23 protein-coding genes and 3 pseudogenes are annotated in these 26,257 nt (G+C 68.9%); 13 read left to right on the forward strand and 13 right to left on the reverse strand.

The window, feature by feature from the left end:
• Nucleotides 1–104: 104 nt before the first annotated feature.
• The 7 genes and pseudogenes from ACQEV8_RS21020 to ACQEV8_RS21050 all read right to left on the reverse strand — a co-directional run bounded on the left by ACQEV8_RS21020 (nucleotide 105) and on the right by ACQEV8_RS21050 (nucleotide 9,452).
• Nucleotides 105–1,535: an MFS transporter gene (locus ACQEV8_RS21020; RefSeq protein WP_432972863.1), complete on the reverse strand. Its 1,431-nt coding sequence runs from the start codon at nucleotides 1,533–1,535 to the stop codon at nucleotides 105–107.
• Between the two features lie 173 nt (nucleotides 1,536–1,708).
• Nucleotides 1,709–3,889 carry an ArnT family glycosyltransferase gene (locus ACQEV8_RS21025; RefSeq protein WP_432962411.1) on the reverse strand — a complete coding sequence of 727 codons (2,181 nt, stop codon included), beginning with the start codon at nucleotides 3,887–3,889 and terminating at the stop codon, nucleotides 1,709–1,711.
• Nucleotides 3,886–5,319, reverse strand: a complete 1,434-nt coding sequence (locus ACQEV8_RS21030; protein WP_432962413.1) for a glycosyltransferase — start codon at nucleotides 5,317–5,319, stop codon at nucleotides 3,886–3,888. Before ACQEV8_RS21030 ends, ACQEV8_RS21025 begins: the two co-directional genes overlap by 4 nt.
• A 14-nt stretch (nucleotides 5,320–5,333) precedes the next feature.
• Nucleotides 5,334–7,061, reverse strand: coding sequence for a sensor histidine kinase (locus tag ACQEV8_RS21035; RefSeq protein WP_432962414.1), 1,728 nt, complete (start codon nucleotides 7,059–7,061; stop codon nucleotides 5,334–5,336).
• Nucleotides 7,058–7,798: a response regulator transcription factor gene (locus tag ACQEV8_RS21040; RefSeq protein WP_432962416.1), complete on the reverse strand. Its 741-nt coding sequence runs from the start codon at nucleotides 7,796–7,798 to the stop codon at nucleotides 7,058–7,060. Before ACQEV8_RS21040 ends, ACQEV8_RS21035 begins: the two co-directional genes overlap by 4 nt.
• 311 nt (nucleotides 7,799–8,109) lie before the next feature.
• The gene (locus ACQEV8_RS21045) at nucleotides 8,110–8,982 is read right to left on the reverse strand and encodes a DUF2797 domain-containing protein (protein ID WP_432962418.1); all 873 of its coding nucleotides are present in this window, start codon (nucleotides 8,980–8,982) and stop codon (nucleotides 8,110–8,112) included.
• Between the two features lie 93 nt (nucleotides 8,983–9,075).
• Nucleotides 9,076–9,452 (reverse strand): annotated as a pseudogene (locus ACQEV8_RS21050) (HGxxPAAW family protein).
• A gap of 101 nt (nucleotides 9,453–9,553) precedes the next feature.
• Here ACQEV8_RS21050 and ACQEV8_RS21055 point away from each other — a divergent pair.
• Nucleotides 9,554–10,054 (forward strand): MarR family winged helix-turn-helix transcriptional regulator, encoded by a 501-nt coding sequence (locus tag ACQEV8_RS21055; RefSeq protein WP_432962420.1) that lies wholly within the window; start codon nucleotides 9,554–9,556, stop codon nucleotides 10,052–10,054.
• On the opposite strand, the gene ACQEV8_RS21060 is transcribed toward ACQEV8_RS21055, so the two are convergent.
• From ACQEV8_RS21060 to ACQEV8_RS21075, 4 genes and pseudogenes are all read right to left on the reverse strand, one after another.
• Nucleotides 10,000–10,524: an NUDIX hydrolase gene (locus tag ACQEV8_RS21060; RefSeq protein WP_432962422.1), complete on the reverse strand. Its 525-nt coding sequence runs from the start codon at nucleotides 10,522–10,524 to the stop codon at nucleotides 10,000–10,002. The two genes, ACQEV8_RS21055 and ACQEV8_RS21060, sit on opposite strands and share 55 nt — an antisense overlap.
• Nucleotides 10,525–10,561: 37 nt before the next feature.
• A complete protein-coding gene (locus ACQEV8_RS21065) occupies nucleotides 10,562–10,828 on the reverse strand; it encodes a hypothetical protein (protein WP_432962424.1) in 267 nt (88 codons plus the stop codon).
• Nucleotides 10,829–11,164: 336 nt separating this feature from the next.
• Nucleotides 11,165–11,724, reverse strand: a pseudogene (locus tag ACQEV8_RS21070) (cysteine hydrolase family protein).
• Nucleotides 11,725–11,806: 82 nt separating this feature from the next.
• On the reverse strand, nucleotides 11,807–12,325 hold the full coding sequence (locus ACQEV8_RS21075; RefSeq protein ID WP_432962426.1) for an ArsR/SmtB family transcription factor: 519 nt from the start codon (nucleotides 12,323–12,325) through the stop codon (nucleotides 11,807–11,809).
• A 128-nt stretch (nucleotides 12,326–12,453) separates the two neighbouring features.
• On the opposite strand from ACQEV8_RS21075, the gene ACQEV8_RS21080 reads away from it, so the two are divergent.
• From ACQEV8_RS21080 to ACQEV8_RS21090, 3 genes are all read left to right on the forward strand, one after another.
• Nucleotides 12,454–13,692 carry an MFS transporter gene (locus ACQEV8_RS21080; RefSeq protein ID WP_432972866.1) on the forward strand — a complete coding sequence of 413 codons (1,239 nt, stop codon included), beginning with the start codon at nucleotides 12,454–12,456 and terminating at the stop codon, nucleotides 13,690–13,692.
• Nucleotides 13,693–13,727: 35 nt separating this feature from the next.
• The gene (locus tag ACQEV8_RS21085) at nucleotides 13,728–14,261 is read left to right on the forward strand and encodes a GNAT family N-acetyltransferase (protein ID WP_432962428.1); all 534 of its coding nucleotides are present in this window, start codon (nucleotides 13,728–13,730) and stop codon (nucleotides 14,259–14,261) included.
• 201 nt (nucleotides 14,262–14,462) lie between these two features.
• On the forward strand, nucleotides 14,463–14,996 hold the full coding sequence (locus ACQEV8_RS21090; RefSeq protein WP_432962430.1) for an NUDIX hydrolase: 534 nt from the start codon (nucleotides 14,463–14,465) through the stop codon (nucleotides 14,994–14,996).
• Here ACQEV8_RS21090 and ACQEV8_RS21095 read toward each other — a convergent pair.
• Nucleotides 14,974–16,313: pseudogene (locus tag ACQEV8_RS21095) on the reverse strand (helix-turn-helix domain-containing protein). The gene ACQEV8_RS21090 and the pseudogene ACQEV8_RS21095 overlap by 23 nt on opposite strands.
• 113 nt (nucleotides 16,314–16,426) lie before the next feature.
• On the opposite strand from ACQEV8_RS21095, the gene ACQEV8_RS21100 reads away from it, so the two are divergent.
• From ACQEV8_RS21100 to ACQEV8_RS21110, 3 genes are all read left to right on the forward strand, one after another.
• On the forward strand, nucleotides 16,427–16,669 hold the full coding sequence (locus ACQEV8_RS21100; RefSeq protein ID WP_432962432.1) for a hypothetical protein: 243 nt from the start codon (nucleotides 16,427–16,429) through the stop codon (nucleotides 16,667–16,669).
• A gap of 204 nt (nucleotides 16,670–16,873) precedes the next feature.
• Nucleotides 16,874–17,317 (forward strand): glycine-rich domain-containing protein, encoded by a 444-nt coding sequence (locus tag ACQEV8_RS21105; RefSeq protein WP_432962434.1) that lies wholly within the window; start codon nucleotides 16,874–16,876, stop codon nucleotides 17,315–17,317.
• 71 nt (nucleotides 17,318–17,388) lie between these two features.
• Entirely contained in the window at nucleotides 17,389–18,231 is an 843-nt protein-coding gene (locus tag ACQEV8_RS21110) for a protein kinase (protein ID WP_432962436.1), read from the forward strand.
• Nucleotides 18,232–19,761: 1,530 nt separating this feature from the next.
• Here the strand turns inward: ACQEV8_RS21110 and ACQEV8_RS21115 are convergent.
• Complete coding sequence (locus tag ACQEV8_RS21115; RefSeq protein WP_432962438.1) at nucleotides 19,762–20,250, reverse strand: GntR family transcriptional regulator; 489 nt, start codon at nucleotides 20,248–20,250, stop codon at nucleotides 19,762–19,764.
• 171 nt (nucleotides 20,251–20,421) lie between these two features.
• Between ACQEV8_RS21115 and ACQEV8_RS21120 the strand changes: the two genes are divergently transcribed.
• The 6 genes from ACQEV8_RS21120 (at nucleotide 20,422) to ACQEV8_RS21145 (ending at nucleotide 26,204) form a co-directional block, all read left to right on the forward strand.
• A complete protein-coding gene (locus tag ACQEV8_RS21120; RefSeq protein WP_432962440.1) occupies nucleotides 20,422–20,778 on the forward strand; it encodes a hypothetical protein in 357 nt (118 codons plus the stop codon).
• 154 nt (nucleotides 20,779–20,932) lie between these two features.
• The gene (locus ACQEV8_RS21125; protein ID WP_432962442.1) at nucleotides 20,933–22,330 is read left to right on the forward strand and encodes an FtsK/SpoIIIE domain-containing protein; all 1,398 of its coding nucleotides are present in this window, start codon (nucleotides 20,933–20,935) and stop codon (nucleotides 22,328–22,330) included.
• A gap of 49 nt (nucleotides 22,331–22,379) precedes the next feature.
• Nucleotides 22,380–23,099, forward strand: a complete 720-nt coding sequence (locus tag ACQEV8_RS21130) for a DUF2637 domain-containing protein (protein ID WP_432962444.1) — start codon at nucleotides 22,380–22,382, stop codon at nucleotides 23,097–23,099.
• 155 nt (nucleotides 23,100–23,254) lie between these two features.
• Nucleotides 23,255–24,742, forward strand: a complete 1,488-nt coding sequence (locus tag ACQEV8_RS21135) for a replication initiator (protein ID WP_432962446.1) — start codon at nucleotides 23,255–23,257, stop codon at nucleotides 24,740–24,742.
• Entirely contained in the window at nucleotides 24,739–24,921 is a 183-nt protein-coding gene (locus ACQEV8_RS21140; RefSeq protein ID WP_432962448.1) for a helix-turn-helix domain-containing protein, read from the forward strand. The genes ACQEV8_RS21135 and ACQEV8_RS21140 overlap by 4 nt, the downstream gene beginning before the upstream one ends.
• Nucleotides 24,921–26,204, forward strand: a complete 1,284-nt coding sequence (locus ACQEV8_RS21145; RefSeq protein ID WP_432962450.1) for a site-specific integrase — start codon at nucleotides 24,921–24,923, stop codon at nucleotides 26,202–26,204. The genes ACQEV8_RS21140 and ACQEV8_RS21145 overlap by 1 nt, the downstream gene beginning before the upstream one ends.
• Nucleotides 26,205–26,257 lie beyond the last annotated feature (53 nt).

A 26,257-nucleotide genomic window follows, 5' to 3' on the forward strand; every position in this document is an offset into this window, starting at 1 on the left:
CCGTCTTTCAGGGGCGCGGGCTGTGTCGATATGCGACTCCGCCGCGTGAGCGCGATCAACCACAGCGGCCCCGCACCCGCCCGACTGCCCTTCGGCCCGAGCTCCTAGGCGGACTCTGCCCGCTCGGCCCGCCGCAACAACGCCGCCGCGACCAAACCACCCAGCAGAACAGCGACCGCCCCCACCAACTGACTGCTCTCCAGGCCGGAGGCGAACGCGTCGGAGATCCGCGCCTTCTCCTCCGCCGAGTCCGCCGATGCCAGCGCCGCGGGCAACGACGCCGCGGACACGGCGACCAGCGACGCGAACCGCGAGTTGAGCACGGCGCCGAGGACAGCGACTCCCAGCCCGTTGCCGAACTCCGCGAGCGTCCCGTTGATCCCCGCTCCCACACCGGCCTTCTCGGGCGGAATCGCACTCATGATCGCGTTGGCCATGGCCGGCATGGACAGCGCCACCCCCGCACCCATGACGATCAGGCCGAGCAGCATCCCGCTGTACCCGTGCCCGCCGAACAGCGCGATCGCCGCCAGCCCCGCGGACACCAGGGTCATACCGAGCGCGATGGCCGCCGGCGTCCCGGCCTTGAGCACGAACTTCGCCCCTATGCCGGTGAAGTTGAGCGCGACGACGGTCAGTGCCAGCGGCGCGGTCCGCAGCCCGGCGTCCAGCGGCTCGTAGCCGAGGACGAACTGGAGGTGCTGGGTGAGCAGGAACAGCGACCCGGTCATGCCGAACGCCACGAGGATCGTGCCCGCGACCGCGCCCACGAACTTCTGGTTGCGGAAGAAGTGCATGTCGAGCATGGGGTTGTCGATGCGCAGCTCCCACATCACGAACACGCCGAGTACGGCCGCGCCGATCAGCGCGGAGACCAGGACCTGGCCGGACATCCAGCCGTGCTCGGGCCCGGTGATGATCGCGTACACGCACGCCGTCATGCCGATGGTCGACAGCACCGCGCCGACGAGGTCGGGCCGGTCGCCCGCCGTGTGCTTGGACTCCGGGACGAGCGCGGCGACCGCGACCAGGCCGAGCACGGCGACCGGGATGTTGATCAGGAAGATGGCGCCCCACCAGAAGTGGTTCAGCATCACACCGCCGATCAGCGGCCCGGCCGCGAACCCGAGCGAACTGACCGTCGACCACAGCGCGATGGCCTTCACCCGCTCCTTGTCGTCGAAAATCTGCACGACGACGGCGAGGATCGTGGTCATCAGCAGGGCGCCGCCGACGCCCATGCCCGCACGGGCCGCGATCAGCTGGGCCGGGCTCTGGGAGAGGCCGGCCGCCAGCGAGCCCACGCCGAATATCGCCAGGCCCGCCATCAGCAGCAGTTTGCGGCCGTAGCGGTCGGCGGCGTTTCCCGCGGTGAGCAGCAGGCCGGACTGGACCAGCGCATACGCGTTCATCATCCACTGGACGTCGGCGGTCGTCGCGTCCATCTCGCGGGTGAGCGAGGGGATCGCCACGTTCAGGATGGTGTTGTCGAGCAGCACGGTGAGCTGCGCGAGGCAGATGACACCGAGGATCAGCCAGCGCTGGGGGTGGCCGCCGGAAGCCGTCTGGGGCGGGGCCTGTTCCTGGGGGACGTCGTCATGCTGTACACCGTAGAACAGTTCCCATACGGCGTACAACAGGAATACGGCGAGGGGCGGTGACACTCGGCCACCGCCCCTCGCCCTGCTGGGCCGTACTCAGGTGACTGTCAGCTGCTCGCCTTCTGTGTGAGGTCGTAGAAGGTGGCCGAGCCGACCGTGACCTTCTTGAAGGTGGACTCGATCCAGGAGGTGATCTGGGAGGACGTGCCGTCGCTGCTGCCGCCCATGCCGCCGCCGCTGCCCGAGCTGATGAAGTAGTGGATCTTCCCGTCCGCCACGTACTGCTTGAACTGGGCCAGCGTCGGGGACGGGTCGGTGCCGTTGAAGCCGCCGATGGCCATCACCGGGTCGCCGGTGGACAGCTGGTAACTCGCGGCGTTCTGGGCGCCTATGGCCGCCGCGACCCAGGTGTAGTCGTCCGCGTTCTTCTCCAGCAGCGCCTTGGCCTCGGAGCTGACGCTGGCGCCGTTGAGCAGGCCACCCATGCCGCCACCGCCACCCATGCCGCCCATGCGGCCGTCGCCGTTCTGCTGGTTCTGCTGGCCGCCTTGCTGGTTCTGGCCCCCTTGCTGGTTCTGGCCGCCGCCCGGGAAGCCGCCGCCGGGGAAGCCGTTGCCGTTCTGCTGGTTGTTCTGGCCCTGCTGGTTGTTCTGGCCGGGCATGCCGCCCCCGCCGGGTCCGCCGCCCATGCCGCCGCCACCGCCGGGGCCGCCCCGGCCGCCCGAGACCGCCGGACCCGCCGTGACGATCGAGCCGGAGTGCCCCTCGTTCAGTGTGGTGAGGGTGTACGCCGCCGGACCGGCCAGCGCGGCGACGAGGCCGAGCCCCGCGGCTCCCAGCGCCAGTCCACGGCCCAGCCGTCCGGCGAAGATCAGCCCGAGGGCCGAGGTCAGACCGCCGACCAGGACGAGCCACTTCAGCCACGGCAGGTAGTCGGAGGAGCGGTTGAGCAGGACGTATCCCCAGGCCGCGGTGGCCGTCATCGCGGCCGCGAGGGTCAGCGACGCCCATGCCTTGTCGCGCTTCTCCCAGAGCAGCGCCGCACCCATGCCGATCAGCGGGGCGATGTAGGGGGCGAGGGCCACGGTGTAGTACTCGTGGAAGATGCCCTGCATATAGCTGAAGACCACCATGGTGATCAGCAGCGAGCCGCCCCACACCAGGAACGCGCCGCGCGTCGCCGAGGTCCGGCGGGCCTTTCGGGTGGCGACCAGGCCGGCGACGAGCAGGATCAGCGCGGCCGGGATCAGCCAGGAGATCTGGCCGCCGGTGGAGGAGCTGAACATCCGGTCCCAGCCGGTCTCGCCCCAGGCGCCGCCGCCGTTGCCGCCCCCGCCGCCGCCACCGACGCTGCCGGTCTCGTCGCCGTTGAGGCGGCCCAGGCCGTTGTAGCCGAAGGTCAGTTCAAGGAAGCTGTTGTTCTGCGAGCCGCCGATGTAGGGCCGGGACGACGCGGGCCACAGCTCGACGATCGCGACCCACCAGCCGCCGGAGACGACGATCGCGACCAGGCCCGCCGCGAGCTGGCCGATCCGCTTCCTCACCGTCACCGGGGCGCAGACGCCGTAGACCAGCGCCAGCGCCGGGAGGATCAGGAAGGCCTGGAGGGTCTTGGCGAGGAAGGCGAAGCCGATCGCGGCACCGGCCCACAGCAGCCACTTCGTCCGGCCGTCCTCCAGGCCCCGGATGACGCAGTAGCAGGCGGCGGCCATCAGCAGCGCCAGCATCGCGTCGGGGTTGTTGAAGCGGAACATCAGCGCGGCGACGGGGGTGAGCGCGAGCACCGCGCCCGCGATCAGACCGGCCGCGGGGCTGAACCGGCGGCGCACCGCCGCGTAGACGACGGCCACCGTGCCGACGCCCATGAGGACCTCGGGGACGAGGATCGCCCAGGAGCTGAGTCCGAAGAGCCGTACCGACAGGGCCATCGGCCACAACGCGGCCGGGGGCTTGTCGACGGTGATGGCGTTGGCCGCGTCCAGCGAGCCGAAGAAGAGCGCCTTCCAGGACTGGCTGCCGGCCTGGACGGCCGCCGAGTAGAAGGAGTTGGCGTAGCCGGAGGCGCTCAGGTTGTAGAGGTAGAGCGCGGCGGTCACCAGGAGCAGACCGAGGAAGGCCGGGCGGGCCCAGCGGGGATCTTCGGGGCGGCCGTGCCACAGGCGTCGCACGAAGGGCCGCTTCGGTTCACCGGCGTCGGGGGCCGGTGCCGAGGGTGGTGCCGGGGGGCGGGTCCAGGTGTCGGGACTGGTGTCTCTGCCGGCGGTCTGCTCGTCGTAGTGGATCGTCATCGGGAGTCCCTCGGGTCGGTGTCGTTCGAGTGCACCGGCTGAAGCCGCATGGTGGCGTCGCTCCCCCACTGGGCGGTGTGGTGCGGGTACCGGGAGGTGCGCTGGGGGAGCGGGCCGTAGTCGCTGAACCGCACGGTCGGGTACGTCGGCGAGGACGGGGTGTGCGAGGCGTCCACCGCCGGGTCGTCCTCTCGCCGGTCCGGGAACACCCACGCCCGGAAGAGCAGGAAGCGCAGCACGGTCGCCGCGAGGTTGGCGGCGATGAGGACGGCCAGTTCCGTGGAGTGCGCGGGCTCGGAGGTGGCCGCGTTGAGCGCGGCGAGCGAGCCACTGGTCAGGGCGAGTCCGATACCGAAGACCACCAGGCCCTGCGCCTGGTGCCGTACGGCCCCGCCGCGCCCGCGCACCCCGAAGGTGAGCCGCCGGTTGGCCGCCGTGTTGGCGATCGCCGAGACCAGCAGGGCGAGCGCGTTGGCGACCTGAGAACCGGTGAAGAGGCGGAAGCCGCTGTAGAGCAGCAGGTAGAAGAGGGTGGACAGGGCGCCGACCACGCAGAACCCGACGAGCTGGCGGGCCAGGCCCTTCGGTACGTCCTTGATCTCGCGGTCGCGCGGGTCGTCGCCGAACGGCCGGGCGATCCGGTCCAGCGGCAGCGAGCCGGTGGCCAGCGCCCTGCCGACCCGCCACACGCCCTTGAGGTCGTCGGTCGCGGTCTTGACGATGTGCACGGTCGAGTCGGGGTCGTCGACCCAGTCGACCGGCACCTCGTGGATACGCAGCCCCGCGCGCTCGGCGAGCACCAGCATCTCGGTGTCGAAGAACCAGCCGGTGTCCTCGACGAGCGGCAGCAGCACCTGCGCCACGTCCCGGCGGATCGCCTTGAACCCGCACTGGGCGTCCGAGAAGCGGGCCTGGAGCGAGCCGCGCAGGATGAGGTTGTAGGCCCGGCTGATGAACTCCCGCTTGGGGCCGCGCACCACGCGGGAGCTACGGGCGAGCCGGGAGCCGATCGCGAGGTCCGAGTGGCCGGAGATCAGCGGGGCCACCAGCGGGAGCAGGGCGTTGAGGTCGGTGGACAGGTCCACGTCCATATAGGCGAGGACGGGGGCGTCCGAGGCCGACCAGACGGACCGCAGGGCCCGGCCGCGGCCCTTCTGCTCCAGCCGGAAGAGGGTGACCTCGGGAACCTCCGCCGCCAGCCGCGCCGCCACCTGCGGGGTGGTGTCCGTGGAGGCGTTGTCCGCGATCGTGATGCGGAACGCGTACGGGAACGTCCTCACGAGGTGCTCGTGGAGTCTGCGGACGCACGGCTGGAGGTCCTTCTCCTCGTTGTAGACGGGGATCACTACGTCCAGGACAGGCGTACCGGCTGGCGCGGCCGGGAGGTGCTCCCGCGCCGGCAGGGTGCCGGGAGAGGAATCGGTTCGCATGGAACCGACTTTCGTCAGGCGCCCTGTTGCACCGATGTGGTGACGCTGTGGCGTGCCTGTGAGTGCTGCTGCCAGCTCATTTCCGGCTGCGGCTGGGCCGGGAGCGCGGGCAGGTGCACGGTGAACACGGTCTGCCCGGGCACACTGTCGACGGTCACGGCACCGCCGTGCGCCGTCGCCACGGCCTGCACGATGGCGAGGCCGAGACCGGTGGAACCAGTGCTGCGGGAACGCGCGGAGTCACCTCGCGCGAACCGTTCGAAGACACGCGGGAGCAACTCGGCCGGAATGCCCTGCCCGTTGTCCTCCACGTCCACGCACAGCCAGGGCCCGCGCCGCTGCACCCGCGCGGTGACGGTCGTACCGGTCGGCGTGTGATTGCGCGCGTTGCCCAGCAGGTTGACGAGGACCTGTTGCAGCCGGGCCGCGTCCGCCGACACGAGCGCGGGCTCGTCGGGCAGGTCGAGGCGCCAGTTGTGGTCCTGGCCGGCGGCCCGGGCATCGCTGATGGTGTCCACGACGAGCGGGACGAGGTCGGTCTGCTCGAACTGGAGCGGCCGTCCCGCGTCGAGCCGGGCGAGCAGCAGCAGATCCTCCACGAGGAGGGTCATCCGGCCGGCCTCGGACTCGATGCGCCCGAGCGCGTGCCGGGTGTCGGGCCCGACGTCCTCTCTGCCGCGTCTGGTCAGTTCGGCATACCCGCGAATGGAGGCGAGGGGAGTGCGCAGCTCGTGACTGGCGTCGGCCACGAACTGCCGGACCCGCGTCTCGCTCTGCTGCCGTGCGTGCAGCGCCCCGTGGACATGGTCCAGCATCCGGTTGAGCGCGGCTCCGACCTGTCCGACCTCGGTGTGCGGATCGGTCTCGGAGTCGGGGACACGCTCGCTGAGGTTCACCTCGCCGGTGTGCAGGGGCAGTTCGGAGACCCGGGTGGCGGTGGCGGCGACTCGGCGGAGGGGGCGGGTGGCGACGCCGATGAGCACGGAGCCGGCGATGGCCGCGGCGACCAGTCCGGCGCCGGTGACGCTCACCTCGACGAGGATGAGGGTGTTGATGGTGGTGGTGACGGACTCGGTGGGCAGGGCGACGTAGTAGCTGCCGCTGCCGTCGAGTTCGGTGACGTACTGCACGCGGTACTCGCCGAGGCCGGGGATGTCGATGGTGTACTTGCCGTGCGTCTTCGGCACCTCGGCGAGGGCGGCCCGCTGCTCCTCGCTGAGCTCGACGGGCAGGTTCCGCTGGAAGGGGCCGTTGTCGTTGGAGGTCTCCTTGGCGAAGACCGCCTGGGTGACGCTGCCGTCGGCACCGACCTCGGCGGCGACGGTGTCCGGCTGCGCGGGTCCCTCGGCGAAGCCGGTGATCCTGTCCTTCGATCCGGCGTCCTGCTGGTCCGCGCTCTGCCCGCTTCCGGAGTTACCGGTCCCGGTCCCGCTGTTCCCGGTCTCGGAGTTCCCGGTCCCGTCCCCGGAGCTCCCGGTCCCGTCCTGCCCGTCTCCGTCCTTCCCGCCCCCGGGTTTCATGGGGCCCGACAGCCGTTTGCCGGCGTCGTCGACCTTCGCGTCCAACTGCTCGTACAGATGCGACCTGAGCGCAAGCGTCGTCACGGTCCCGATCACCGCACACACCACGGCGATCAGCACCACGGACGCGACGACGAGCCGCGTCCGCAGAGTGCGCGGCTTGCCCGCTCGCGTCTGCTTGCCCGCTCTCTGCTGCGGACGCGTCCGTCGTCGCCCGCTCATGACACCGCGGGCTTGATCAGGTACCCCGCACCGCGCCGGGTGTGGATCATCGGCTCGCGCCCGGCGTCGATCTTCCGCCGCAGATACGAGATGTACAGCTCGACGACATTGGCCTGCCCGCCGAAGTCGTACGACCACACGCGGTCCAGGATCTGCGCCTTGCTGAGCACGCGTCGCGGATTCCGCATCAGGAACCGCAGCAGCTCGAACTCGGTCGCGGTCAGGTGGATGTCGTCGCCGGCCCGGGTCACCTCATGGCTGTCCTCGTCGAGGGTGAGGTCACCGACGACCAGTATGGATTCGGAGCGCCGGTCGGCGGCACCGGACCGCCGTATCAGCCCACGCAGCCGCGCGACGACCTCTTCGAGGCTGAACGGCTTGGTGACGTAGTCGTCGCCGCCGGCCGTCAGCCCGGCGATCCGGTCCTCTACGGCGTCCTTGGCGGTCAGGAAGAGCACGGGCACGTCCGGCAGCTCCCGCCGCAGCCGCCCGAGCACCGCCAGCCCGTCCATGTCGGGCAGCATCATGTCGAGCACGACGGCATCGGGCCGGAAGTCGCGCGCGGTCTGGACGGCGCCCTGGCCGTCCCCCGCGCTCCGGATCTGCCATCCCTCGTAGCGCAGGGCCATGGACAACAGCTCGGTGATCGACAGCTCGTCGTCCACCACAAGCACGCGGACGGGGCTCCCGTCCGGCCTCAGCAGTTCGGTGCGCCCCTGGGGCGAGGTCGTGGTCATGTGAACACGATGTCGGGGACCTCTTAGAGCACCCTTTCGGCAACCTGTGAATTCCCTGAGAAACACACAGGCGGTTCTCAGGGAACACCTGGGAACGCCGGAGAACGCCGGGGTCCGGCGAGGTGAGGGGGTGTGGGGGTGTGGGGGCTGCTGTGAGGGGCGCAGGGGAAGCTGTGGGTCCGCTGGGCGGATCAAGAGGGACGGGGTGAGAGGGACGGGGTGAGAGGGACGGGGTGAGAGGGACGGGGTGAGAGGGACGGGGTGAGAGGGACGGGGCAAGGGCGGGACTAAAAGGCGGGGCAAATGGCGGGTCAGAACAACCCGTCCTGCACACCGGCCGCCTCCTTGAACTCCCTCACAGGAACGGACAGTGCACCACCCGCCGCGGGCACCAGCTCCCACCCGGTCATCAACCGCGTATCGAGCACGACGACCCCGCCCCCAGTGGCCAGATGGAGATCGGGCCCGGCCGCGGCCACGAGCTCCCCGCTCACAACCCCGCCGGCAACCAGCTCACTCACGCCCCCGACGGCGCTGGACAACCCGGCGAGCCCAAAGACCTCCACATGATCGACAACGTGCAGCGGCTCCCGCACGAGCGACTCCGGCCACCCCCCGAGCGCCACCGCCCGTGCGTGCAACTCGGCGACCTCACCGGCCCGATCGGCCGCCGCCCCCGGCAACGCGGCCCGCACGGCCCGCTTCTCGGCGTAGGGAATCCGGTCTGGCACCCCCAGCGCGGCCCGCAACAGCTCCTCGGTACGCCGCGCGGCCATGAGCGGCCCGGCACCCAGCCAGCTGAAGCAGACGGCCCCCTGCTCCAGGAGCCGGGCCGAGCCCCGCTCCACCGCCGTGATCCCGACCTTGGTCATGCCGGGCCCGAACCACGCCAGATATACGTGGTACGGCCGGGGATCGTCCGCGATCGTGTCGGCGGCCACGGAGTGCGCCCGGTCCAGCCGCGCACACTCCTCGCACCGCGCCCCCGTACTCCGCCCCGGCACGGCCACCCGCGCCGGACACGCATGCCCCCGAGCCCCCACACACGTCCGCACGCCCCCCTCCGCGACCCCGAAGGCCACGCGTTTCCCCCAGGTCAGCGCACTGCGCCGCCCGCCGTCCCACAGCAGCACGGGACCGTCCGCCGACCATCGCAGCCCCGAGCACTTCCATGCCTGTGCCATCTCTGCCGAGACTAGAGGGCACCACTGACAACGGCGCCGCGGCGCCCGGCCGGAGCGGTCGACAGGATCGACGACGAACCGGCGAGCGGGGAGTCACCGCCCCGCTTCGGCCCCGACGGCAGCAGCCTCGGGCTCCCCACCCGCACGCACGGACACCGCCGCGCCCACCGGCCGCCGCCGCCCGGCCAGCCGGCACCCCAGGCACGCGTCGTGCCCACCCGGCGCCGAGGAGTCCCGCACCCGCCAGCCCCATTCCTCCCGAGGCCGGAGGCCGGGGCCCTTCCCCACCCGGAGAGGTGCAGCGCCCAGGTGACGAGCAGAGCCACGACCCCGATCGCGATCCCACCGGCGATCAGCAGGCCCGAGACCAGGACAACGCCGGCACCCGCCACAGCGGCCGCGACGCTCCCGATCGCGCATCCGACCCACCCCGCGAACGTGTGCCCGTGGTCATACTGATGTGCGCTCACGCGCTGCCCCCTCATCACACATGGACCCGGGGGGAGCCCCCGAACCCCTTACCATCAAGCCGTTTAGGGCCCAAACCTCTCACGAACTAAGGGAATTGGGAATGCGAGCCAAGCCGCGTCCGGCCGCCACGCCGGAGCAGGCACTGTCGGCGATGGACCACCTCATCGCGACCCACCTGGTCGGACAGCACGAGATCGCCCAGCAGGTCGGCATGAACATGACTGACCTCACTTGCTTCGCCTACGTGATGGAGGCCGGCGAGAACCTCCTCACCCCGGGCGACTTGGCAGCCCGCGTCCACGTCACGACGGGCGCGGTCACCGGCATCCTCAACCGCCTGGAACGCGCCGGCTACATCACCCGCCGCCCCGACCCGACCGACCGCCGCCGCGTCCGCGTAGCCGCCCGGCCCGACGCGGTCGCCCGCGTCCTGGAGGTCTACGAGCCGTACTACGCCCGCCTCACGGAACTCTTCGCGGACTACTCCCCCGCCGAAATCGCGGTGCTGAACGACTGGTTCACCCGCGCGAGCACCCTCGCCGCGAACTACTTGGAGGAACACTGCCGCCCCGGCACACCGGGCCCCGGCCGGTCCACGTAACGCCTGAAGGCATCGACCCCGTCCTCGACGAACGCCCACCGCCTGAACGCCTCCCGCAACTCACCCTCGGTGACCCATCCGCACCAGGCGATCTCCGACGGATCAGGCGCGAGCAGGTCGCTGACCACGGCTTCGTGCAGACCCAGCCAGTAGGGACCGATGATGCCGTCACACAGGAACTTGAAGACGAACCGCACCGGCGCCCGGACGCCCAGTTCCTCGGTGAGCTCACGCGCCGCCGCTTCCTCGTACGACTCCCCGACCTCCACGGCACCGCCGATCAGCCAGTTGTACTGCCCCGGAAACCGGGACACCCCCTCCTGCCTCCGATGCACGAGGAAGCGACCCTCCGGATCACGGCAGACGGTCGTCGCGACGCGATGCGGCCAGCGCCGCTCGATGGCCTCGCCCCGCTCCACCACACCGAGCACGCGATCCTGCTCGTCCACCCGCTCGACCAGTTCACTCATGGGCCCCCAGGATCGCAGCGGGGCTACGGACCGAGAGCTATCCCGTCTTTCGTGAGTGCCGGTTCGACCGGCGGCGCACGGTGAAGAGGGAGGCGATGATGCCGAGAGCCCAAGCGATCAGGAGGGCGCCCCACAGCGGCATGGTCACCATCGGGACGAGAAGGCGGATCTCGACACTCGTGCGGTTCTCGAAGATGAAGACCAGAGCGACCGCGGTGATCAGAACGAACGGCAGGAAGCGACGGACGCCCGGGCGGGAAAGGAACGGCGTGCGCGCCTTGTGATCTGGGCTGGTCTGGGCCATGGGGTGCCTCTCCCTCACGTTGCCCCCGGCTCCAGCGTCCCCTTTCAGCCCGCAACCTGCCACCGAAACGCCAGAGGCCCCGGATCACTCCGGGGCCTCTGATCTATGTGCACTCGGCAGGATTCGAACCTGCAACCTTCTGATCCGTAGGATCGGGCAGGGTGCCGTGCCCAATGTCGGCAGCCACGGATCCTGATCGCCCAGGTTGCCGATCAAGTGCGAGCGAGTGCTGGCGTTGCCGTCAGAACTGCCGTCAGATTGGACGCCGCCGCACACCCCCTCGGCACCTGTTTGGGCATGCGTACTCCAGGTGGGCGCGGCACCTGGCCGTGGCTGTCACGGTGCGGTGGACCTGATCCACTCCTCGACCGTCATGACGTCTGCCTGCCGTGGGAACAGCTTCTCGGTCAGGAGTTGATGCACTTCCGGGTCAGTGTCCAGGCAGGCGTCCGCCAAGACGGTGAGGCCGAAGTCCAGGTCGGCGGCCTGGCACAGGGTGGAGAGCACAACGCCGCTGGTGGCGATTCCGGTGAGTACCAGACTGTCGATGTCTCGGGCCCGGAGAATCAGGTCGAGGTCACTTCCCGCAAAGGCACTTGCTCGCCTCTTGGTGACTACGACGTCCCCGGCTGGGGTGCGACGTCGGGGTGGATCTCGGTGCCCGGGTCTCCTTCGGCGAAAAGGCCGGCCCGAACGGCGGCGCTGAGCACCTTGTTACGGGGGCCGACTTCCGGATTGTCCGGGCGTAAGCCGATCACGACATAGATCACGGGGATGCCGGCCGCCCGGGCGCCGTCGACAGCCCTGCGCAGGCGCGGCAGGTATCCGGAGCCGCCGTTGGCGATGTCCACGATGGTCCGTTGGACGTCCATCACGAGGAGGGCATTCTTCGCCATGTGCGTTGCCTTTCTTCGAGCTGGCCTGTCGACGGGGGTGGTTGGGGCGGAATCCGCGAGTGCCGTCTCGCCGGTGACGGTCTTAACTGTGGGTCGGTGGTGGTGCCTGCATACGGAAAGCCATCAGGCTGATGCCCACGGGGACTGTGCCGGGCGAGCGCGGGGGGCGCGCAGCGTCGTGGAGTTCGGCTCCGATGTGGGCAAGGCGTCGCCGGGTCTCCTCCCAGACCTCCGGTTCCACCCACAGTTCAGCGTCGATCGTCACGCCTTTGCTGCTTTGATCCCGTAGGGCGGCTCGCTCCTGAAGCGTGTGCGCCAGCGCCGCGGCCAAGAGCGGCGCACCGTCGTGCCGGTCGGACAGCGGCGATCCGTGGACGGTACGGTAGCGGCGCTCGCGTCCCCCGCGGCGGGTGCGCTCCTCGGCCAGTTCGACCAGTCCGACGGCGTCCAGACGCCGAAGGTGCTGGCTGGCCAGGGCGTGCGAGATGTCCAGCTCACGCGCGAGTTCGGCGGCGGACATCGGCCCGGGCCACATGAGCGTGAGCATCCGCAGCCGTACGGGATGGGCGAGCGCCTTCAGGGTGGGGTCGGCTTCGGTCACGTCGGCAAGTAAAGCGCACACCGGCATGTCGGCGACACTACCCCCAATCAAATGCTTGGGGGTAGTGTGCCGGAGGCCGGAAGAGGCTTGCCCGAAGGGGGATCTGCGTGGCCTGGGGTGTGTCATCGGTGTTGCGTGATCGCAACGCGCGCTTCTATCTGGCGGGTGTCGTCGTCTCCGGCCTCGGTGACTCGGCCATGACGCTGGCGGCCGGTGTCTGGGTCAAGGAGCTCACCGGCTCCGACGCACTCGCCGCCCTCGTCGGCTTCTGTGTCTGGGCGCCAGCCTTGGCGGGACCCTTCATCGGCACCCTCGCCGACCGCATGCGGCGACGCCCGCTTCTGATTGCCACCAGCCTCGCGCTGGCCGTCATCACGACCGCACCGGTCACCGTGCGCTCCGCCGACGATGTGTGGCTGCTGTTCACCGTGCTGACCCTGGTGGGAGTGGGCGCGGTGCTCACCGATGCCGCCGAGACCGCGCTGGTGGCCTCGGCCATCCCCGGCGAACAACGCGGTGACTTCAACGGCCTGGTCCGTACGGCAACCGAGAGCACGAGCCTGCTCGGCCCCCTTGCGGGCGCGGCCCTGTTCACGGTGCTGGGCGGACCCATCGTGGCCGCGCTGAACGCCGTCACCTTCCTTCTGGCCGCGGCCGCCTTCAGTCTGATCCGCGTGCGTGAGACCGCGCCCGGGAAGCGACCGGCACGAAAGTGGAGGGCCGAAACCGCCCAGGGCATCTCCTACCTGTGGCGGCACCCGGTGCTGCGTCCCCTGGTCCTCGCAGGCGGGTGCGCCATGGTTGCGTCGAGCCTGAGGAGCTCGGCCACCTATGCCCTGGTCGACACCGGGCTGCACCGGCCTGCGGCCTTCGCTGGTGTCTTCGCTCCCATCCAGGGGCTCGGTTCGGTCGTCGGCGGGCTGACGGTGGGAGCCCTGCTACGCCGCGTGCCTGCCCGCACCGTGTCAGCGTTCGGTCTCGCACTCGTCACGGTGGGATCGATCTCCTTGGCGACGCCCTGGCTGCCCGCGGTCCTGGGCGGCACCCTGGTGATCGGCCTGGGCCTGCCCTGGCCGCTCATCAGCGCGATGACCACGGTCCAGAAGGAAACCCCGAGCGAGCTGATCGGACGGGTCGCGGCCTCCGCGAACACCATCGTCTTCGCACCCACCGCGCTCGCTCTCCTCATGGGCACGGCCATGGTCGCCACCTTCGACTACCGCCTCCAACTCCTCGCAGCCGGCGTGGTCGCTCTGGCAGCGGTCGCGCTGCTCGTGACCGCCGACCGCGCCACCGGGTACGAGGCATCTGCCGACTCAGACGCAGATGACCGACCGCACGACGTCACCAGGGCGAGGAAGGGATGAAGCATGCCGCGCGACAGGATGAACGACCAGGAAGCATGGAGGCCGGACAGAGCCCCTTCCCGCGGGTCACGGCCCTTGGGCAGTACACGGCCGACGACCTTCACGACCTCGTCGGCGACGACCCCGATCCGTTCGAGGTCGCGTCCCTCGATCTGACCTGGCGTCCGAAAGAACAGCACTTCGGCGTGCTCATAGGGAACCGCCTGGTGGCCCACGCCGGTTGGGTCACCGTCCCCGTGTCGGCCGGAGGCACCACCTTCCAAGCCGCCGGCCTGGGCGGTGTGGTCGTCACCCCGGAACTACGGGGTCAAGGATTAGCTCGGCTCGCCGTGAACGCCGCCATGACACACGCCACGGAGTCGGGCCTTGAGTTCGGCCTCCTGTTCTGCCGACAAGATCGCGCACCTGTCTATCACCAGCTGGGATGGACACCCTTGACCCGTGAGATCAGCGTCGAGCAGCCGAACGGCACCACCACCATGCCGCTGTCGACCATGTGGAAACCCCTGCGCGACCGCGCCCTTAGCTGGCCCTCCGGGCCAGTACGCCTTCTGTCCTTGCCCATGTAGACACTCTCCGCACGCCTGATGTCGGCTTTTGGGTCTCGGTGAAATCCCTCTGGCGTCGCTGCTGGTTTCTCCGACTCGCGATCAGTCCATAGCCGAGGGCCCTGCAAGCCATCTCGTCAAGGTGACGCGAAAAGAGGGGAACATGTACCCGCCTCCAGATCGGTCTGAGATCCTGGAGACCGATCGAGAGGGGCCGCAGGTATGGAGTGGAAGACCCACGGTGAGCGACAGGTCTACACGAACAAGTGGGTGAATCTGTGTCTGGTCGACGTCCAGCAGCCTGACGGACGCAGGTGGGAGTACCACGTCGTTCGCCTGCGGCACTTGGCCGTGGCTGCCGTGGTCAATGACCGTCAAGAGGTCCTGATGATGTGGCGGCACCGCTTCATCACGACCTCGTGGGCCTGGGAACTGCCCATGGGCCTGGTCGAGGAGGGCGAGACCCCCGAAGAGGCGGCGGCCCGCGAAGTCCTGGAGGAGACCGGCTGGCGCCCGGGCCCGATCAAGCCCCTGATCTACGCCGAGCCGGCGAACGGCATCACCGACTCGCAGCACCACGTCTTCCGTATCGACGGCGCGACATACGCCGGGCCGCCCACGGAGAAGAACGAGTCCGACCGCATCGAGTGGATCCCTCTCTCAGAGGTGCGCGGGATGATAGACCGCCGCGAGATCGTGAGCAGCGGATCGCTCGTGGGCCTTCTCTACCTGCTCATGGACGAAGCGATCCGCTGACCGGTGGAAGGAGTTCCCGTAGCCGCGCCTCGAAGGCCAGGGCTACGGGCTCTTGCCTGTGCGGGGCCAACTGGTCGTAGAACTCCCTGAGGTGGCCCGATACTCGCTCGGATGCCACCGCCGACGCGGGCTCCAGTGCTTGCGTGGCGGTGTGGCACGCCTGGTCAAGCTTGCCCTGGTCCAGCTGCGTACGAGCCAGCCAGAACGAGTGGAACGCGCGGCCTCGCTGGTTGGTGCGGTCCTCCCGTCGCAAGGCATCTGCGATCAAGGGCTCAGCGGTCGCTGCTTCGCCCAGGCGGCCATGGGCGATGCCCGTGTCCACGATGAGCTTCGGCTCGTCGAAGTAGGACACCCATGACGGGTCGGGATCGCCCGCCCCGATCTGCTCGAACTGGCGATGTGCTTCCCGAGTGCCCGGTGGGTGTCGTCTCGGTGGCCAAGTGTGGCGTGGGCGAAGGCTTCCCGCATGGACAGCATCGACAGGACGCGCGGTGTGCTGCCGAGGGTTGAGCGGGCCTGGTCCTGGGCGGCAGCGACGAGTGCCAGAGAGTCCGCGGGCTTGTCTTGATAGGTCGCCTGCAAGCTCATGCAGGCAAGGACGTTGGCCATGAACTGGCGGTCGTCGATCTCCTTCGCGAGTTGCAGGGCCTCGGTGAAATAGGCGCGGGCCTGGTTGTACTGGCGGGCGTCGAAGTAGGTCCAGCCCGTGAGGCGTGCCAGCTCGGCCGCGATTCCGTACAGGCCATTCTGGATAGATGGCGGTCGGCTCTCCTTCAGGAGTCCGACGACGTGACGGAGCTGGCCGACGATGGCCGGCCGCAGTGCTTCGCCGCCATGCTGGTCGTCTCGTCGCCAGTAGTCCTCGATGGAGGAGCGGAAGGCTTCGAGCGTGGCCGTGTTGAGGCTCGTTCGCGTGGCCAGCGCCAAAATGCCGTCCACATCGGGGCCCGGCAGAGACGTGGGGGCCTGCTGCTCGGGGTCCGGTCCGTGGGGCACCTCGCGCTGGTCGACCACGAGGGCCTTGGGTGTCTCCCAGGCACGGCGGGCAAGCCCGAGCATGTCTCCAGGGATGCGCAGGCCGTCCGCGATGCGCTCGACGACATCCATGTGCAGCAACTGTCGTCTTCCTGCGATGACTTCGCCTACGCGGCTGGGGGTCAAGTCGCAGCGACGGGCGATCATCGACGGGTGGATGCCCGCCTTGACCTTCACCAGCCGGAAGACTCTGGCGAAGTCCCGGAGCCGACACGCATCGATCATCTCGGGATCGGTGAGCAGCCTGGCCGGCAGTTCCTGCGGCCGGTCCGGGTCGGGCATCGGCAAGCTCCCAAACTGCGAGGGCTACGCAACGTCGCTAGTTCTCTACTTGCCGCGATGTTACCCAAGTTGGGTAATCAGCCTGACCTTTTAGCAGCAGCCCTTCGATCGCGATGCTCCTGTGCATGGCGAGCAATCAGCAGACCAGACCAGGCATCGGTGAACTGGCGAAGGACACCGCCAGGGGACGTATCGGCATCGTCATGGGTGAGCTCGGCGGCCGTGTGCAGATACGGCCCATCGGCGGTGGCCGGGAGTGGGATGCCATGCCGGACAAGGTGGTGCCGCCGAGCGCTCGGGAGGAACTGAGCGCCCGCCTGGCCATCAAGAACGGCAACAGTCGGGATGGGCTGTGATGCGCGCCATCGGCCGGTACGCGGGAGTCCTGTTCATCATCATGATCAGCGGGTCGTGCGGCCTGGTGATCGGCATGGCTCTCGCTGTCGGCCAGTAGACCGGCCGCCCCGGACGGGTGCTCATTCCCCGGTTCCCCCGGCCCCGTTCGGGGCGGCCTCCAAACCCGTAAGTGCCACGCTCCACTACCCATAAGGAGTACTCGCATGACGGCAACGGCTAACGACCAGCGGACCGGCCGCGGGGAAGCTGGCGAGGAGCTGTTCCAGAGCCTCGCCCACTTCGTGGTCACCCACAACGGACAGTCGCCCGAACGTGCCGAGCGGATTGCGGACCAGGCCGTCGCCTTCGTGGTCACCGCAGCCACCGCGATCGTCCCCATGGTCCCGTCGGACGACGTGGATCTCGGCCTGCACGCGCTCATCCTGCACACGAAGGAGTACGCGGATCTGTGCGAGCGGTACGCGGGCCGCTTCCTGCACCACAACCCGAAGCCTGGTGGGGGTGCCCGTGACCCGCAGCAGGTCTCCGCTTCGGCACGCGCCATGAAGACGGCGGGGTTCATGGTCTTCGACGACCTGTGGACCGTGGACGGCACGAACCTCGCACAGTGCGACTCGGACTGCGGCCGACCGTACGGTCAGGCGTAGCAACACGACAGCAGCGACGCGGCCGGCCTCGACTCATGATCGGCCGCGCTCGCCCGGAAGGAGAACAGACGTTGTCCGGGTCACCCTCTGAACTGCCGATCGTGGTACTTGACGCCCTCATGCCCACGTCTCAGCGTCTGGTCGTGAACCGCCGGGGCTCCATGGTCTGGGAGGTCGAGAGCCATCGGGGCCACTACGCCGTGAAGGTCGGCTACCCGATCGAGGCCACAGCCGACTGGTCCGCCCAGCCCTGGACCGCCCTCGCGCCGGCGCGCGAAGGAACCGTGCTGCATCGCCTCGGGTTCGACGACTTCGCGTACGGCGAATGGGAGCACGGCACGTGGAACTTCCAGCCATGGCATGAAGGGCCGGACCTGCACCAGCTGTGGGAGCCCTGCCGTAGGCGAGACACATCCGTCGCACCGGACGCTCGCGTGGCGCTGGGCTGTGCCGAGGTCCTGGCCGAACTGCACGCCAAGGGCTGGGCCCACGGCGACGTACAGCCCGCGCACTTCATCATCAGTCCCGAGCGGACGCATCTCATCGACCTCGCCCTAGCCCACGGCGGCCACGTTCCCGAGGGGTACGACTTCCCGTTCCGCGGCTGCCTCGTCCACTACGAAGCACCGGAGATCGCGCGCAGCGTCCTCGCCTCGGGGGAAGCCGAGCCCACGCCGGAAGCCGACATCTACGCCCTCGGCGCCTCCCTGCTCATCTCGGCCACCGGCTGGCGCGCTGTCGAGTACCCGGACGACGCTCCGCGTCCCGTGCAGAGAGAGGCCGTAGCCAACGGCAGACGCCGCTCCGTAAAGGCGCCGGGTGAGCTAGGCGAGTTGATCGAAGCGATGCTCAGCCATGCTCCCGAAGACCGACCGACCATCTACGAGGTGGGCAAGACCCTGAGCTGCCTCTAAGACCCGGTACGCCTGGCGTCACTCGCATAGCCAAGACCGACAACAAGAGACCGGACCACCCCTCAGCCTGGACAGCATTCCGGGTGGTCCGGTCATGGAAGCCCTGATCAGGACCCCGGTGCCGATGGTAGCCGGGGCAGTTGGCGTGCTCGGGTGCGGGTGCAGATCCCCCCGGCTCCATGTTGTCGAATCGAGAGAGGCTTTGACCTGAACCACCGAAAGTCAGCCACGACGGCGGGTCAGCCAAACGCACACCCGCCACGTGTGCCTCCAGCAACCACCCGTCGGCCTCAACCACGTTTCTTCCATGCGTCACGGCCCGTCTCTCGATCCTGCCTAGGCGTTGCCCGATGCGGCAGGTCAACTGGGCTCGGTATGTGGCTCTGTGGGCTATGCGGCTCAGAAGCATTGAGCGGCGGGGGGGCGTGGTCGGGCATGGCGTGCGACGGCTTGGTCCTGGTGCTCGGAGCGGTCGGGTTGCTTTCTGGTCGTCTGTCCGCCTTGGCAGTGCTGCGCGCTGAGTGGCGGGGGGCCGCCGTAGCGGTGGCGGAGACAAGGAGCGGCGGCGGCCACGGGCCGCCAGCGCGCGCGGCCCGCCGCAGGCGGGCCGCCTTGATCCAGTAAAGAAACTCTGAACAGCTTCGCTGGGCTGGGCTTCTGGCCGGTCGAACGGCCATGCACGGCCTCGGCTTCTCACCTGCTCACTGGCTCCCGTGACGCTTTAGACCCGATAGATCCAGATCCATATCTGTTTGCTCTGGCGTTCGCCGAAATCTATCCACAGGCCGGGGATTGCAGGATGCCTGAGAGGGCTTGGTCGGGGTCCACCTGACCATTCCGTGATCCATTCGTGACCTTGGTCGGGGACTGATGGTCGGGGTTGCGGTCGGGGGCGAGTGCTCGGCTGATTCCCGCCGGGCGGCTGCCACGCCGACTAGACCGGCACCAGCAGCAAGCGAGTACGAGGATCCGCTGGGGCCCGAAGTCGGAGATGGATGAGTGAGACGAACCACCGAAAGCGGGCACACCCATGCGGGTTTCTCCGCCGCTATGGACGGTCCGCGCCGGATTGGCGGACGGAACATAGCCGACGATCGCCGGTTACCCAAACCGGCGTTTCTCCGGACCATTGATGCCCTGACCGACGACCGAAGGACGAGCGACATGAGCACGCGGAGACATGAGCCCACACGGCGGGACGCAACGAAGGGTTGTTGCCCGCTCGGCGGGACCGCGGCACCGCTCGCCGCCTGCCTGTCCGGTCAGGCCGATAGACCTATCTCGACAGCCGCGATGGCGGCTTGCCGGACGGTACGGGCAGGCCCTCGGCGGTTGAGTGACGCAGTAGGCAGCAACGGCAGGGCAGCGAGCGGGGAGATATGACCGAGCAGATAGACGACCCGGAAAGGGAGTTGGTCGGCATTCACAGCCGGGAGGTTGCGGAGGCGTCCGCGCTGATTCGGGAGATGACAGCCATGGCGGCAAGGCTCGGCCGCGAGGCGAGGCAGATGCGACGAGAGGTCGCCGAACTCAGGAAGGCGAGTCCTGCTGCGCCTTCTTCAGCGCCTCGACTTCCCGGCGCAGCTCCTGGTGCTCCGCGCTGAGTGCTCGGATCTCGTCGCGCAACGCTGTGAGCATTTCGGTCAGGGCGGGGCCGGCGGCATTGGCGCTGCCCGGCTTCCCCTTCCCGATGACAAGCTCGTCCGCCTCTGAGCCGCCAGGTTCAGCTCTGTTGCCCAGGTACCAGGCAGGCGGGGTGTAGTCGACGCCCTTGCCGTCGTAGTCGGCGACGAAGCTCCCTCGGCCCTGGATGGTGTAGATCAGCCCTTCGTCGCGCAGGACGTTGAGGGCGGCGCGGGCGGTCATGTTGGCCACGCCGAACCGCTCTTGCAGTTCCCGGTAGGGCGGGAGCTGGTCGCCCGGCTTGTAGCGGCCCGCCTTGATCTCGCGCCGAAGCTCGTCGGCCGCGTGCTGGTAGGGCGGCCGTCGGTCGGGCTTTGCGGAACTAGCAGGCGTCATACCTATCAGAGTAGCCAGAGCTAGCAGCCCTAGCACACCCCTCTGACGAACCCCCACCCACAGCCCCACATACCTAGCAGTCCTCGTTCGCTTGACATTGCTAGGTGAGCGAGGTTCTATTGATCACGCCCCGCCACTCGGCGGAGCACCTACCGAAAGGACGTAACACCCATGGCTCGTATCCGTGTTGGCCTGCTCCCCACCGCGTCGTTCATGGTCGGCACTCTGCCGGTGCCGAAGTACGCAGACGCCGAGAAGACGCAGTTCGCGACCGACCGTGAGACTGGCGCAAAGCTCTACACGATCACCCTCTTCTTCATGGAGGAGGACCGCGCCGAGGCGCTGAAGATCACGGTTCCGGAGACCGGCATCCCGAACGGCCTGAAGCCGGGTGTGCCGGTGATGCCGGTGGAGCTGTTCGCGACTCCGTGGGCTCGGATCTTCAACGGCCAGCTCTCGGACGGCATCGCCTACCGCGTACTTCGCCTGGACCTGGTCGCCCCGGCTCCGGCCGCTGACGCAGCGTGATCGGCGCCGCTTTCCGGTCCGGCGTCGAGCGCAGTTTCCCGCTGCCTCACGCCGGGCCGGATGCCCGGCTCTGTGCACTACCTACCGCCCCGGATCAGACGGATTTCGAATCGGCCCTCGGGGCCTTCCTCAACAGCCCACAGGAGAAGCGCACATGAAGGACATCAACGACGCCTTGGAAGGAGTCTTCGGCTACGGTGGCATGGCCCTGGCTGTGCTGGTCGGCTGGTCAGTGTGGTGGGTGGTCCGCTACGTGCGTGCCGATGCCATGACCCGGCAGTCGATCCGGCAGGCCATGCGCATACGGCGAACCTGGAAGCGGCTCGCGCCGATGTTGAAGCTGTCGGCCACGGACAAGACGCCGACCATGGCGGCGGCGCTGTCGAGTACGGACAACAAGCCGATCAAACCCCGTGTCCTGGTCCCCGCTCTGAAGGTCACGCATGACGCCTACGGCGTGATCGCGCGGGCGAACTGCCTGCCCGGCGTGGGCCTGGAGCAGTTCCAGAAGGCGGCCCCGCACCTGGCGGACGCCTGGCGGTGCACGCGCGTCGCGGTCACCCAGGACAAGCCTGGACAGGTTGTCATCCGCGGTGTCCGCCTCGATCCGCTGAAGTTCAAGACGGAGCACCAGCCCACGGGAGAGGTACTGGACGAGATCGCTCGGTGGGATCTGGGCTTGGACGAATACGCCCAGCCGGTATCCGTCGACCTCACGCAGGTGCCCGGCGTGACCGTGGCCGGCCTTCCCGGCTTCGGCAAGACCTCGCTCATCAACCGGCTGATCTGCGACTGGGCGCCATCGCCCGCGATTCAGTTCGTGTGCGCCGACGGCAAGGTGTCCACCGCAAAGGAGGGCGACTACGCCCACCTCGTGAAGCGGATGTTCGACTTCGTCGGCGATGACCTCGAAGAGGCCAACGCCCTGTTCCGGCGGCTGGTGGAGCTGCGCCGCGCCCGCGTGTCGGCCGCTGAGCACATCCTCGGGGTGCAGAGCATGTGGGAGGTCGGGCCCTCAGCAGGGTGGCCGCTCGTCGTCGTGATCATCGACGAGGCTCACACCTACTTCCGCGACCACAAGGGCAGCGACCCCAAGACGAAGAAGCTCGCCGCGCTCGCCGCCGAGAACGCCCGGCTCGTCGAGGACCTGGTGAAGAAGGGCCGCAGCATGGGCATCCTCGTCATCCTCGCCACCCAGAAGTCCACCGGCGACGCCATCCCGACGTTCATCCGCGACGTGTGCCCCATCGGCCTGTCCTTCGCACAGAAGACCGCCGAAGCTGCCGTCGCCGCCCTCGGCGAGGACATCCGGGAGTGGCCCGACGCCAACCCGATCAACCTCCAGGACCGCGCCTACGTCGGCGTCGCCTCCATGAACCACCAGTCCCAGCCCGGCTTCACCCGCATCCGCACGCCCTACGTCTCCGGCCAGGACAGCGCGGCCATCGCCCAGCAGACCGCCCACCTCACCAACGACCCGGCCGACCTGCTCACCGGCATCGACCTGACCAAGAACGCCCCGGACTCCACCGCCCCGCCCATGGCGGCCTGACCCAACCACCTATCGCTCGCGCCCTCGCCCAGAAAGGAGGTGAACACTCATGACTGAGGACCGGATCACTCAGCGCACCATCACCGCCGTGATGATCGTCATCGCTGCGCTGGCGTTCGTCTTCTCGTTCGGCAACGTCTGGGCCCTGGCCCTGCGCCTGGGCGTCCCCGCTCCCATCGCACCGCTCATCGCGCCGATGGTCGACCTGTCCGTGGTCGGCCTCATGGTCGCCCTGCGCTTCCTGTCCCTGCGCGGTGTCCCGGCCGAGCAGTTGAAGGCGGCCACGCACCTGATGCATGTCTCCGGCCTGCTGACCCTGGCCCTCAACGTCGCAGAACCGATCGTCGCCGGGCACTACGGCCGCGCAGCCATCGACTCCGTGGCACCTCTCCTGCTCCTCGGCTGGGGAGCGGTCGGCCCGCAGCTCCTGCGCTCCTTCACCGCGGTCTCCACCGGCGTAGCCGCCCAGACGGCCACCGTCGAGACTGCCCCCGCTCAAGAGCCTGCCCCGGCCGACGCCCAGACGGAACCCGTCTCAACGCCCGCCCTGTCTGTCACACCAGAACCGGCCCATGTCGCTCCGGTCGCTGCCCCGGCTCCTGCCGCTCCTGCGCCTGCCGTAAAGGTGCCTGAGCCGCTCCTGACCGAAGCCCGCTCGATCGCCGCATCACACCAGGCTGATCACGGCGAAGCCATCACGCCGGTTCAACTCAAGAGGCGGCTCGGTATCGGCCTGCCCATGGCCACCGCGCTCCACGCCTCGCTGTAGAGCCGCGCTCTCCCCGCCGGCCTTCCAGCACTTTCCACCCTCACTAGCCCATGGGCTCGCCCCGCCATGCCTTCGGGCAGCAGCCCGCGCCTCCGCCCACGAACGGCTGCTGCCCGTCGGCATCCCCCGTCATGCCAGAAAGGAGCCCCGCCCCCATGCGCCGCCCCCTCGACCTACGCCACGTGATCAGCCCCGGCCTGCGGGACTTGATCGAGCTGGCCAACACCCACGACTTCGACAGGGTGAGCGAACAGGTCCGCGACTTGCGTGGTTGCACCCGCCCCGTGAACCTCCATGGCTGGACGGTCACCACCGATGAGACCACCAAGCAAGTGGTCCGCTCGTACCGCTCCGAGGACGAGCCCTCCGGACGCCTGCTGACCACCTGCGGCAACCGCCGCGCCACGCGCTGTCCGGCCTGCTCACGGGTGTACGCCGCCGACACCTACCACCTGATCAAGGCCGGACTCTCCGGCGGCAAAAACGTCGCCGAAGCCGTCCGCGACCACCCCCGAGCCTTCGTCACCCTCACCGCCCCATCCTTCGGCCCTGTCCACAACCGCAAGACCGACCAGGCGGACAAGCCCCGCCCCTGCCGCTGCGGCGCCCGACACCTTGAGGATGACCCGGTATTGGGGACCCCGCTGGACCCAGCCACGTACGACTACACCGGCGCCGTGCTGTGGAACGCCCACGCCGGACAGCTCTGGGCACGGTTCACCACCTACCTGCGCCGCGCCCTGGCCAAGCGCCTCGGCATGACGCAGAAGGCACTGAACGCCGCCCTGCGCGTCTCGTTCGCCAAGGTCGCCGAGTACCAGCAGCGCGGCTTGGTCCACTTCCACGCCGTGATTCGCTTCGACGGACCCGACGGCCACACCACCGCGCCCCCGTCCTGGGCCACCTTCGACGTCCTCAGCTCCGCCGTGAGCCTGGCCGTCCAGCGTGCCCGGCTCACTGTCGAGTCCGACTCCATCGGCGAGCGGGTCATCGCCTGGGGCGGCCGGTACAAGGTGGACCCCATCTCAGCCTTGGGCAACGGCGAACTCACCGATGCCAGGGTTGCCGAGTACACCGACGCCAAGGTCGCCGGATACGTCGCCAAGTACGCAACGAAGAACGCCGAGGGCACCGGCACCGTAGACCGCACCCTGATGTGCAACCCCTGCAAGGGACGCGGCTACGTGCGCGGCCCCGATGGCTTCCATGACCGGTGCACCGACTGCGACGGCACCGGACAGGCCGAACCCATCAAGGACCTGCCCGTACAGCGGCACGTACGCCAGATGATCCGTACTGCCTGGGCCCTCGGTCACCTGCCGGAGTTCGCCGAACTCAAGCTCTGGAAGTGGGCACACATGCTCGGCTTCCGCGGCCATTTCTCCACCAAGTCCCGCGCCTACTCCACCACCCTCGGCGCCCTCCGCGACGTACGCCGCGCCTGGCGCCTCGCTCAGGCCGAAGCCGCCCGTGCCCGCGCCGGCCTACCCGTCGACGACAAGAACACCACCCTCGTCACCGCCTCCGCCTGGACCTACCTCAGCAGCGGCTACCGCCCGGGCGAGGAATTCCTCGCCGCCCAGGTCCGACACGACATAGCCCACACCCAACGCCTCAAGCAGGAAGGACTGGTGCCCTCATGACGACGGCCGTGCTCACGGTGGACCAGGTCGCCGATCGTCTCGGCATCAGCCGTTGGAAGGTCCACGACCTGATCCGCTCGCGCGAACTCGCCTCCTTCAAGATCGGCCGCTGCCGCCGCATCAGCGAAGCCGCCCTGGACACCTACGTCTCCCTCCGCACCGAACAGGAAGCCGCCTGATGGCCAAGCCGAAGAAGAACGCCAACAACGAGGGCACCATCTACCAGCGGAAGGACGGCCGTTGGGAGGGCAGTGCGTACGTGCTCACGACGGATGGCACGTACAAGCGGCGCAGTGTGTACGGCAAGACTTGGGACGACGCCCACGAGAAGCTCACCAAGCTGAAGGCGGACTCCCTCAACGGCCTCCCGGTCGCCACCAACAAGATGACCATCGCCGAGTACCTGACGTACTGGCTGACGAACGTCGCCCAGGGCAAGGTCCGCCGGACGACCTACGTCAACTACGAGTCCCTCGTCCGTAACTACGTCACCCCGGACTTCGGCCGGAAGAAGCTGGTCCGACTCACCGCCCGCGACATCCGCGCCTTCCTCGCGAAGACGGCCGTCACCTGCCAGTGCTGCGCCCAGGGCAAGGACAGGAAGCGGCCCGAGCACAAGCGGCGCTGCTGCGCCCTCGGCAAGTGCTGCAAGAAGCTCCCCTCTGACCGGACGGTGCGCTTTCTCCTGGTGATCATGCGTGCTGCTCTCCAGCACGCCGTTCGTGAGGACGAGCTGCCCCGCAACGTGGCCCGGAACGTGGAGCTGAGCATGGGAACGAAGCGAGAGATCGAACCGCTCACGGCGAAGGAGGGGCGTCAGCTCCTGGCGGCTGCCCGTGACAACCGGCTCTGGGCCGCATATGAGCTGGCGGTCCGCATCGGCCTGCGGCGCGGCGAGCTGCTGGGGCTGCGCTGGTCGGACGTGGATCTCCACGAAGGTGTCCTCACCGTCCGGCAAGCCCTACAGCGGGTCGGCGGCGAGCTGCTGATCGTGGCACCGAAGACACAGCGATCAGCCCGACGCGTCGCCCTGCCGTCCGAGTGCGTGACAGCGCTCCGCTCTCAGCGCGCCCAGCAGATCGCCGACCGGAAGGCGGCGGGTGCCAACTGGAAGGGGACGGCCCACGGCCTCGTCTTCACCACGAAGAACGGGACCCCCATAGAGCCGCGCAACCTGAACCGCTCCTTCGAGGTGCTGTGCGTCCGCGCCGGCGTCCGCAGGGTCCGTTTTCACGACCTGCGTCACACGTGCGCCTCGCTGCTCCACGAACAGGGCGCCGACGCCCGCATGATCATGGAAGTCCTCGGCCACAGCTCCATCCGCGTGACCATGGACATCTACACCTTCGTACGGCTCGACTCCCAGCGGTCCGCCTTCGACCGCGTCGGGAACGCACTGAGGGGTGACGGCAACGAGTCAGATGATGACGACGGCGCCGCCGGTGTCCCGGTAGCCATCTGATCGACTCGCAGAAGCGGTTGCCGTCAAACACTGCCGTCAAGGCAAAAGTCAGA

The sequence above is a fragment of the Streptomyces sp. CA-179760 genome (genome assembly GCF_050937045.1).
In the GTDB taxonomy this organism is placed as follows: Bacteria; Actinomycetota; Actinomycetes; order Streptomycetales; family Streptomycetaceae; genus Streptomyces.